The organism is Dokdonella sp. (assembly GCF_049593775.1).
Lineage (GTDB): Bacteria > Pseudomonadota > Gammaproteobacteria > Xanthomonadales > Rhodanobacteraceae > Dokdonella.
Genome location: NZ_JBAWHJ010000069.1, coordinates 1 through 11,143, shown reverse-complemented (window position 1 = coordinate 11,143; position 11,143 = coordinate 1). Strand labels below are relative to the sequence as shown.

Here is an 11,143-nt window from a genome sequence, read left to right as displayed (position 1 = left end):
GCAAACCCAGCGCATAGACCAAACCAGGTGCCCCCGGGTTGAAATCGAAATCCAGATCGCCATTGGAATCTAGCAGTGCCAGATTGGTGCGCGGCTGTCCGCTGACCGTATCGAAGTCACCGCCGATGAGCATCGTGCCATCGACCTGAAGAACCAGGCTGTTCACCGCCCCGTCGACATCGGGATTGAATGCCGGGTCAAGATTGCCGTCGCTGTCGAAGCGGGCGAGTCTGTTGCGGCTCTGTCCAGCGATCGTCGTGAAGTTGCCGCCGACCAGCAACCGGCCGTCAGCGTCCGCCGATAGCACCCGAATGTCGCCGTTGGCTCCCGGATTGAATCCGCTATCGAGACTTCCATTGACGTTGAAACGCGCGATTCGATTGCGCGCCTGGCCCCCGATCATCGTGAAATCACCGCCGACGACCAATTTGGCATAGGCTTTCTGTACAGCAGCGTAGACCGGACCGTTGGGCGTCAGATTGAAGCTTGAATCGAGGCTTCCATCGATGTTCAGCCGAGCTATCTGGTTGCGTGACTGTCCGGCGATCATGGTGAAAGATCCCATCACCAGCACCTTGCCGTCGAATTGCTGCGCCAGGCTGGAGACGTTGCCATTAGGACCGGGGTTATAGCCCGCGTCTACGCTACCATCTGCGTTCAGCAGCGCCAGGCGGCTTCGTGCCACGCCGTCGATGCTGCCGAACCAGCCGCCAACCAGCAGTTTTCCATCCGCCTGTGCGAGCAGCGATGTGACAACGTTATTGGCAACTGGATCAAAATTTTCGTCCAGCGTGCCGTTGCCATTGAGACGCGCGATCCGAGCGCGTGCCACGCCACCCATCTGGGTAAACGCACCTCCGACAACCAGCTTGCCGTCGGGTTGTTGTGCAATGGCCGACACGTAATTGTTGCCGCCGGGGTTCAGTGTTTCATCGAGGCTGCCATCTTGATTGAGCCTCACCAACTCTCGCAACTCGCCCGCCCCCTGCGTTCCCAGAAACTGTCCAGCCAGCACGATCTTGCCGTCCGCTTGCAAGGCAATACCATAGATTCTGTTGCTGCCCTCGGGTGGGTTGCTCGCGTTGGCATCGAAGGTGATGTCCGTGCTGCCATTGATATTCAATCGCGCAATTTTCTTGCGGGGATGTGTCCCGCCCGTATCGAACTGCCCACCGATGAGTATTTTCCCATCCGGCTGCAAGGCCAATGCCAGTACGTCTCCATACGAATTTCCGGGAAACGACGTGTCACGACTGCCATTGCCATTCAATCGAAGCACCCCGTTTACGAATTCACCCATGACGTATGTGCCCCTGCCCGCGATCAGAACCTTGCCATCCGGCTGTACAACCAGATCGTCGGTTTCGTAAGCCAGAACCGCACTGGCGTCGAATGTCGGATCCAGACTGCCATCGCTTTCCAAGCGTGCAGCATTGGCGCGCACATTGCCGTCGACAAACAGAAATTGTCCCCCGATCAAGAGCTGACCATTGGGCAGAAGATCAACTGCATTGACACTGCTATCTACATCGGCGGCAAACGCGGTGTCAGGACTGCCATCGGAATTCAGGCGTGCGATGTTCCCGTTGGGCACACCATCAACGGTGTTGAATCTGCCAGCGATGACAAGCTTGCCGTCGGATTGCAGGATCATGTCATAGACTCTTCCAGCCGAGGATCCGGCAAGAATCGGGTTATAGCTTGCATCAACGCTGCCATCGGCATGCAAGCGTGCTATGCCTTCACGCACAAGCGCACCCACTTGGGAAAACTCTCCTCCAATCAGAATGGATCCATCTGCCTGCACCAGAACGGTCCGCACATATCCATCCACTGCAGTCGCCGCAAAGCTCGTGTCGATATCGCCATTGCCGAACAGGCGCGTAATCCTCACGCGAGGCTGTCCGTTGATCGTGGTGAAGTTACCGCCGGCGATGATCTTTCCATCGTCCTGCACGGCCAATGCAAAAGCAGCGTTATTGGCGCTCACTATGAAGCCGTCGTCCACGCTGTAGGCAGACGCGCTGGTGGAGAGCACAAGGAAGGCCAGTAGCAGCGTGAGCGCTGATGTCATTTTGATTGAGAAAGCTTGCATGTTCATGTTTTCTCCGTGAGCAGCGCTGCGGCCGATAGTCTGGCCCAGGCTAGTGAATCGGGATGCGGTTCGAATATCATTCGTGCAGTGCATCGAGGTGGCCGTCGACCAACTCTCGCTCAATCAAAGCCATCGGCGAACAGGCGATCGAAGGGCTCGCCTGGTTGCAACGCGATGATTGGCGACTCGATGGTGCCCACGCCATGTCCGCCATCACCTGCAATGCTGACCGCGCGCAACCACACCGTGTTTTCGCCCATGGCCGGGATGCCATCGAGCGACCAGACGTTGCCTGTGCGGCTCATGATGCCGCTCGCGAGCGGCAGGAAGCTCGCAGGATCACAACAAGTCAGCGACCATACAACTTGTGGCGCGGCAATCAGTTCGGGGGCATTGTTTTCGCGCGCCCAACGCAAGTCGGATTTGTTGTCGAAGTATATTGACTGGATCGCGGAACCTATTTGCGCAAGACGCGCCACATTCGTGCGTGGCCTGCCGTCAACGTTGCTGAAGACGCCACCGAACAGCACTTTTCCGTCCGGCTGCACGAGTGCGGATGTCACCAGGCTGCCTGTTTCAAAATCGGGATCAACTTCGGCTTCCTGACTGCCATTCGACGACAGGCGCCGGATGAACCCCGTCGTGTTGGCGCCCACGGAAAAGCCTCCGACCAGGATGCGCCCGTTGGTCATCGGTGCGATTGTCAGGACGGTGGCATTGGCGCTGAAGTTTGGCGGGACGAAGGTCGAGTCCAGATCACCATCGGCTTGCAGTCGCGCGATACCGATACGCGCGGTGCTGTCCACGCTGGCGAACGAACCACCGATGAGGATGCGGCCACTGGCATCGGTGGCGATCGCGCGCACGGGATCATCGAGGTCTGCATCGAAGCTGGTATCGAGACTGCCATTGGTATTGAGGCGCGCAAGGTATGGCTTCGCCTGGCCGTTGACGACGGTGAAGTTGCCGCCGATCAGGCTCTTGCCGTCGTCCTGGATCGTGACTGTATAAACTTCCCCGTTCAAGGCCGGACTGAATCCTGCATCAGCAACACCGTTGTTGAACAATCGAGCCAGGTAGGGCCGTGCAAGTCCGCCGACATTGGAAAACGTTCCGCCGAGCAGAATGCTCCCGTTGCGTTGCAGCGCAGCGGCGTTCACATTGCCGTCCACGCTGGCAGTGAAGGTGCCGTCGATCGTGCCGTCGTTCAGCAGACGAGCAACACGTTGGCCGACATTCGTGAACTGGCCAGCGACCAGGATGGTGCCATTCGGATACGCAACGAGTGAGGAGACGACACCGTTGACGGAGCTACTGAAGGAAGGATCAACAAGGCCGTTGCCACCCAGCCGAGTCAGGCCGCGATTGGCGCCGGAGGCCTGACCACCGACCAGCACCTTGCCGTCCGTCTGCAAGGCGAGCACGTTGGCGCGGGAGTTCGGGCCATCGCTCAGATCCGCAAGCAGATCAACATCCGGTGCGCCGCTGGTTTCCAATCGCGCGATAGCATTGCGCGCATAGGCGCCGATTTGCGTGAACGTTCCACCAATCGCGTACTTGCCGTCAGCTTGCTGCGCCAGCGCATATACCGAGCCGTCCATCAATGTATTGAAACTGGTGTCGTAGCTGCCGTCTGGATACAGGCGGGCGACCTTGGCACGGAAAATATTGTTGTCGAACCTGCCGGCTACTGTGATGCGACCGTCGCTTTGCAGAGCCATCGCATAAATGATGTTGTTGAACTCGGGTGGTTGGAAGCCGGCATCCAGTTGGCCGTTGGCTTGCAGTCGGACGATATTGTCTTGTTCGCCCACTCTGTTGAAGCTGCCTGCGATCAGGATTTTGCCGTCTGGTTGCAGGACAATGTCCTGGATGATTGCAAGGGACCAGCCCGTCGAACTGAAGGATGAATCCAGGCTGCCGTCGAAATTGAGTCGCGCTACTGGAGCATTGTTGGCCAGGTTGTCCATTCCGCCCACAAGAACGCGCCCATCAGGCTGAATCCTCACGTTGAAGATGATCTGGTTGAATACCGGCGGGACAAAACCGGTGTCGACGCTGCCGTCCGCATGCAGACGTACGATGCCAGTACGCGGCACACCGTCGACAGAATCAAAATAGCCAGCCACATAGATATAGCCGGACAAGCCGTCCGGAGCCAGCTGCGACGCAATTTCGGTCACCGCACCGTTTATGACTGGGTCGAATCCGGCATCCAGCGTGCCCGCGGAATTTACGCGAGCGATATTGCTGCGTGGCTGACCGGAAACTGTACTGAAACTTCCACCTATCAAAATGCTGCCGCCCGGTTGCTCGTGCAGCGCATTGACCGTACCGGACAAGACATTCGGGTTGAAGCTGCTTCTGCCGCCGTCGTTGTTGACACGTGCGACATGGTTTCGGGTCGCTCCACCGATGGTCGTGAACTGACCACCCAACAGCAGTTGGCCATTTTGTTGCTGCTCTATGGCCCAAATGGCACCGTTTGCGTCCGGATCAAAGCCGTCGTCGACGCCCGCCGCCTGGACAACTCCGGTCGCAGCCAGCAGCAGTGCAAGCGCCATTGGCAAACTGAGTGCAGAAGCTCGCATGCTCATGTTTTCTCCGTGGGCCGCACTACGGCCGATTGACTAACCCTGGCTATTGCAATCGAGGGCAGAACCGAATGGCACTGGCTTGAGCGAAGGTTTCATCAACTGCCGTCCGCGGTGGGCTGAGCCTGTCCTGCGCCTCCCTGACTCGATCCTTGGACGAACGGCATCGGCGGTCTGATTTCCCTTCAGCAAGCGCCATTCAGGTCGGATCCCCTTTTGCTTCCGAGTAGAGATTGCGAATCAATGCGCCGGTAAATCGCCTGATGGCAATCCTGCCGAGACACGACTGGATCACGAACCGCCCCGGCAGCAGGTCCCCCGCAAGCGCGATCCGCTGGTGGTGACAGCAATTTGCAAGCACGTTCCAACGTTCACAGATCTCATCGCAAAAAGAATGCAAATTGCGTGAAATTATTATGAAAACTGGCCAATTCAAACACTTGCACGGCACATTCCGAGGACTGGATCGCTGCCCGCCCGAAGCGTGCTTGCCCAGAGGCTAGCTCGTTTCGCTTTTGAGACGATCAGGAGAAACTTGACCAATGGCCTGGCTGTAGCGGGCATACGGTGCCGAGCAGATCACCCAGACCCATCCTGCCTCTTGGCTCGGCTCAAGATTTTAGTGGTCAGCAGGGGCCGGACAACATCGATTTGGTACTCGGCTCTGCCACGCCCGGCGAATCGTCCGAACTTCGTGTGATCCTGGACGAAATCGTGTCCGGTCCATCGCGCCTTTTATGGCGTTGAGTCGAAGCCATCCCTGAAGATCAAGCCGGGCGTCGCCTCGCCTCCAGTTACGGTCACTACCTTGATCAGATCAAACGAAACCGCTTCGGATTCGACTTCAAAGCCCACCGTACCATCCGGTGTATTGCCAGGTGCAGGTGTCAGCACGCCCAGCAGATTGCCATCGATGCTCAGACGAATATCGGTGCCGTCGTACTCAAGCTCCGCCGTGTAGTCGCGACTGACCAGAGTGCTGAGTGGCAGGATCACGCTGTCGACCATCGAGCCGCCGACCCACTGACGCAGTCGCCATTCGTTGGCGAATTCATCCACTTCAAGTTCCACCATCGTACCCGGGTCCAGATACCAGCCGAACAGGCGTGCCCTGCCCTGGGCGAACTGATCGAAGCGAATCTTGGCGCTGATCGTGCAGACAATGCAGCCCGCAAACGCAGGGCGGGCAATTGCACGCGCGAAACCACCGGCAATCGTGTTGCCGACCAGCCTGGAGTTGGACTCCGACCACAGTCCAATGTCGCTGTAGTCCCATAGCGGGCTCAGCTGGCCATTGTCGAAATCGTCAAAGAAGAAGCCGGCCTGGTCGACCGAGAAAAGATTCGAGGCTGCGACGATTCCACCGCTGCGATCGACGTTTTCATTGATGTCCATCAAATAGCTGATCGTGCCACTGCCAGTGCCGCCTTGTACGCAACTCGTCGGGCTACCGGCAATGCAGTTGGGCGATTCGGTGATGATCAGCCAGGGCTCCTGCGAAACGGCTGTCCATTCGCAAACCGGATCAGTCGCTGTCACGTCGAAGCTGCCCTGCCCGCCCGAGGATGGGTAGGCCGCGGAATCCGGGGCGAGAGTGAAGTTGCACTGGATGCCATCCTGGGTGATCGTCGCCGTGAAGTCGGCGACACTCAGATCGCCAATTCGCTGATTGACTGACATCGATTCCTCGACCGCGTAGGACACCATGCCATCGCCAATGCCCCCTTGCTGGCAATCAGGCGGGCTTCCGACAGGACAATTCGGCGAGCTGACAATACTCAACCACGGTGTGTCCGTGCTGGCCATCCAGCCGCAGTTGGCGCTATCGGTCACGGTGATGTCGCCTGTGCCTCCCGGCACCGGGTAGTTGGCATTGTCCGGGCTGATCGTGGGCACCAGCGGACAGAGATCGTCTGACAGGATCGTGCCGCGACCGGCATTGCTGCCTACTGCCGGTCCGACCGTCGAGGCGACCGGGTCGAACAGCATGAGGCGGAACGATTCGTCGGTTTCGAACGCGGTATCACCGAATACGTCGACGCTGGCGAACGCGGAAGTAAATCCTGCCGGTATCGTCAGCGTGCCGAACGTTGCCCGATAGTCGGACCCGGCAATCGCCGACTCATCGACCGTGACATAGGAAACCGTTGCGGCGATGCCCTGGGGCTCACTCAGGGAAACCTGGAAATTCAGTGGCCTGCTGCCACTGTCGCCTTCGGCAATTTGCGTGTTGCCAACGAGCAACACGCCACCGGTATCGTCATTGAGGATCGTGCCGATGCCGGTGCCACGAGTAATAACGGAGTTGGTCGGATTTCTCAGCTGGACCAGGTAGGTTTCATCCTCCTCGATACTGTTGTCGTCGATCACCGGGACGACGAGCGGCTGGAAAAGCTGGGTCGGACCACTGAAGGTCAAGGTACCGTTGACGGGCGTGTAGTCGACGGTCGCCGTGGCGGTTCCCTCGGCCGTCTGGTAGTTGAGCGTGATCGGAGCATTGGCTGGATGTGCCTTGGAAATCTGCACGGTAAAGGCCGCACTCGAACGATCGTTGCCTTCTGACGTAGCCACGTCATTGATACGCACTTCGACGGGTGCCGAGTAGCGGCGCCCAAAGGGTCGTTGCTCTCCGCTACTGGTCGCGTGCCATCCGACCAGCATGTTGCCATCCAGGGCCATGGCTGCTGCCATTTGCGGCTGGAAGAACGAAGCAGCAGAGTACACGGTGAAGTACGGTACGACCGTGACGTCGGGGGCATCGTAATTGGTCGGCAGCCACTTGCCCACCATCCTTGTCGGCGAGCCGGCCGTGGTGGTAATGAGGATGTTGCCGGCCAGGCTGGAGGCCGACATCGAAAGCGATTTTTCTGTGCCATAGGGAATGGCACTGGCGACCGTACGTTCCGCTGTCAACTCCTCGCCGTCGCGGTCGAATCGGCGAACGCGCAGATCGTAAAGATTGCCCGCTCCTGGACGTCGATAGGCGACGATGAAATTGCCGCTGAAATCGGCGGCAAGTGCAACGCCGCGCTCGAGCGAATTTTCCCTGTCCACGGCCCGCATCCGACTCGTGAGCGGCATTCCGTCGGGCTCGAAGAACCGGATGCACAGCGGCGCACTTGCCTGATCATTGCAGACATCATTGGGAGTGGTAAAAACATCGATCTGATGACTCCATAGCACGGCGAAGCGCCCGGAGCTGAGCACCCTTGCAACACCGGTCACAACGCCACCGAATGGGTTGTCATCGGCTTCAAGCACCACTTGCTCGGGGATCGTGCGCTGCCCAGCTGCGTCGAATCCCGTTATATGAGGCTTGCAGTTGTATGTCGGACTGCAGCCTGAGCTCAGGGTGCCGGTCGCGGTCCATCCAACGACAAAGGTTCCACCAATATCTGCGCTGACGTAGGGAGCTGTGTGCTTGGCCTGGGCGTTACCGGGAAACGCCTGATCGACTACCTCGAATTTGTCCGCGATCGGCTGCGCTACCCCCGACTGGGTCGTGAACTGGCGCGCGTAGATTGATGGTGCCACACCGAAGCCTTCCTGCCGCTGCCAAACCACGACGAAGGTACCGTCAAGTGCCGATGAAACGCGCGGCAACTCGCTGATGAATCCAGTTGCATTCGGGTCGTCATCGCTGATCACGAATTCAGTCGTGCCAACAAGGGTGCCATCGGCCCGCATCAGACGACCCGCGATTAGCGGGCTCGAAGAACCGGGAAGCGTATGCTGGAATACGGCGACGAAATCACCTGCCTGGTTGATCGCAGTCAGGTCAGCGGTTTTCGCCGTTCCCAACTCATCGCTGAACAGGAACTCGGCGCCTTGCGGCGGAATGATCTGCGCCTGCACGGTGAGCGAGAGCATGGCCAGTGCGGCGCCAAGTGCGATCTGGCGAACAAGATTGCCTGCGTTCATCACTTGTCACCTCCGGCAATGATAGCGGTTGTGACGCTGCGGTACGCATCGCGATAGCTCGAATACGCCTGCTTGTAGTTATGGCTGTTCAAGGCGGCATCACCCGCTGCGAAAAGCGCTGTTGCTGCAGCAACATTTACACCCAGAGTCCGGTACGTGTTGATGGTGGCCGCGATCTGCTCGCGCACAGATTCAAGAAGTCCTCCGCGACTGGCAGGAAGGAACAGGGTAACGGGCGCTGAAGTCGTCGCATCCTGCAGGCTTGATTCGATCAACTGGCGACGCATGTTGCCGCTGGTCTGTGCCTGTTGGGCCGCCTGGGCCTGTGACATCTGCCGGATGCCTTCGATCGATTGTCGAACTGACTGAACCCCGCTGCCTGTCCGCGATCTTGCTGCATCGACCTGGATCTGGCTGGCCCGCGAGCTCAGCGCGGCATCGACGCGCGGCACGATCACATCGAGTCGCGTCTCCGCACTGTCTAATGCCGATTTGCTGTCATTGGCAAAACCGTTGAGCGTTTCATCAAGACCGATCGTGCCGCAGTAGTCGGCCCGATCCAGCGTGGCTTCGGCCACCAGTGCCGCCGAATCCGCAATGCCCTTGAAGATGCAAGGCACCGAGCAGACCAGTGGAAAACATTCGGTTGCGCCGCAGACGCCGCCCGCCACGATTGACGCCTGCTGCAAGGATTGTGCGGCAATGAATAACGTATTCCAGGCCGATTCCGGCAACTCCACGCACCCCGTTGCGCGCAAGCCGTTGCCTCGGGTTTCCGCCAACATCTTCTCCAGGTTCTCAGGAATGGCGGCCAACTCAGGCGTCATGGCGATTGTTTCGCACAATTGCTGGCTCTGTTCCGGAGAAAATTGGGAGAGGTTGGACAGCAACTCTGTCGCGTTCGCGTGCAGCCCCTCGACACTTTCGATGCCCATGTCGCCGAAGTCGGTCGATGTCCGATCAATGCGGGCGAGGAATTCACCGATGTTGCTGATGCGAGAGGCGTGATCGGCCGGGCATTCGATCGCAGCGAATGCCGTAGGAAGAGTTGCCAGCATCACCGCAGCAAGCGCGTATTTCAGGAGAGACCTGGTACTCATATCCTTCCTCCCGCCGAAAGTAGCGCGGCAAGTCGGTAGGCTTCCTGATAGGCGGTAAACGCCGCACGAAAATTTCCCTTGTTGAGTGCGCTATCGCCGATGCTGAACTGGGCGAGCGCCGGCGACATGTCCTGCCCCAGCGTCTGCAGCGCAAGAATCGAACCTGACACGATTTCGCGAACCCGTTCGAGCTGACCGTTGGCCGACGCGGGCAACTGCAGCGAGGCCACGCCGACACCACCGCGCAGCAAGGTGAGCTCGATGCTCAATCGTTCGGCGAGCTCGTCTGCCTGGGTGCTGCTGGCTGCTGCCGCCGTGACGCTGACTTCGAGACTGTCGAGGCGATTGTCGAGGTCGACGAAACCGACACTCAACTCGTTGTCCAGTTGAGTCAGTGACAATGCCGTGGCGACCCTGGTAACTGGCTGATCAATGCGCGGCACCAGAGTCAACTGGAGATCCTGGTTGATGCGCGCGTGTTGCGTGGCGTTGTACTCGATGAATGCGTCGATGACGTCATTTCGCCCGTTTTCTCGACAGTTGTCGTCCAGTGTCAACGGTACGCTGGCCGACTGGGCCAGCGAGGATGCAAGTGCAGCGAGCGGGCCGTTGAACGCACACGTCGGGGTGACCGGACCGCAGGCAACGACGCCCGCGTAGGCAGGGCAGCTCGATGCATCACTGAGCGCTTCGGCGATCGCGGCGAATCCCAGCAGGACCTGTTGCGCGGCAAACACGCCGAGGTAGGCGTCAGTAGGAAGACACTGTGAGGCGTTTACGGATCGGGGTTCGAACTGCGACATCTGATCGCGCGCAATGCTCGCTGCCGAAGTCAGCATCGGCACGCGCTCGAACACGGCGCACAAACTGTTGCGCTCGTCCCCGCTTGCAGAATTTGCCTGCGCCTCGAACGCGGCAAACGCCGAAGCCGATGCCGTGAGTGCAATTCGTCCGTCGCCGGGATCGGTTGTCAACGCACGAACATCGTCCAGAAATTGAGCCAGGCGTTGCTCGAACCCGATGATATCGCGGCAAGCACCAGGTTCAATGGGTGGAAGAGTGGCTTGCTCGGCAACCGCAGGAAGCGACAACAGGCAAGCCAGGATGAGTCCCAGCTTCGTCTCGGTGAGCAAGTGCAATTCCCCTGTGAATGCACAATATGGACCTTCACCGTATGCCCCGGAATCAATACTGTCAAACCATCAGTCCGTATGTGTTTGATCGGCTTTTTATCTACTAAATTGCAAACGCTCCAATTAGTATTTCGTCTACTGCGCAGGGTTCTTGGCGCATGAGCTCAACAGTGCGGATCAACCGGAAAGTTCGTTACGGCCAAGGCTAGGGCAGCAAATGCCGCCAGGCCATTAATCCGCCAGCGGCCATGAGCTCCTTACGACTGAGGCAACGCTGAACAAGTGGCGCAACCGTCATGG

At 58.8% G+C, this 11,143-nt stretch carries 5 protein-coding genes; all 5 read right to left on the bottom strand.

Annotation, left to right across the window (positions count from 1 at the left end):
* Positions 1 to 2,074, bottom strand: a 2,074-nt coding sequence (locus tag WBP53_RS02495) for a hypothetical protein (RefSeq protein ID WP_423925605.1), incomplete at its 3' end; no start/stop codon positions are given.
* A 140-nt stretch (positions 2,075 to 2,214) separates the two neighbouring features.
* The gene (locus WBP53_RS02490) at positions 2,215 to 4,692 is read right to left on the bottom strand and encodes a hypothetical protein (RefSeq protein WP_423925604.1); all 2,478 of its coding nucleotides are present in this window, start codon (positions 4,690 to 4,692) and stop codon (positions 2,215 to 2,217) included.
* 732 nt (positions 4,693 to 5,424) lie between these two features.
* The gene (locus tag WBP53_RS02485; RefSeq protein ID WP_423925602.1) at positions 5,425 to 8,610 is read right to left on the bottom strand and encodes a Calx-beta domain-containing protein; all 3,186 of its coding nucleotides are present in this window, start codon (positions 8,608 to 8,610) and stop codon (positions 5,425 to 5,427) included.
* Positions 8,610 to 9,710: a hypothetical protein gene (locus WBP53_RS02480; protein ID WP_423925600.1), complete on the bottom strand. Its 1,101-nt coding sequence runs from the start codon at positions 9,708 to 9,710 to the stop codon at positions 8,610 to 8,612. Before WBP53_RS02480 ends, WBP53_RS02485 begins: the two co-directional genes overlap by 1 nt.
* The gene (locus tag WBP53_RS02475) at positions 9,707 to 10,843 is read right to left on the bottom strand and encodes a hypothetical protein (RefSeq protein WP_423925598.1); all 1,137 of its coding nucleotides are present in this window, start codon (positions 10,841 to 10,843) and stop codon (positions 9,707 to 9,709) included. Before WBP53_RS02475 ends, WBP53_RS02480 begins: the two co-directional genes overlap by 4 nt.
* Positions 10,844 to 11,143: the final 300 nt, after the last annotated feature.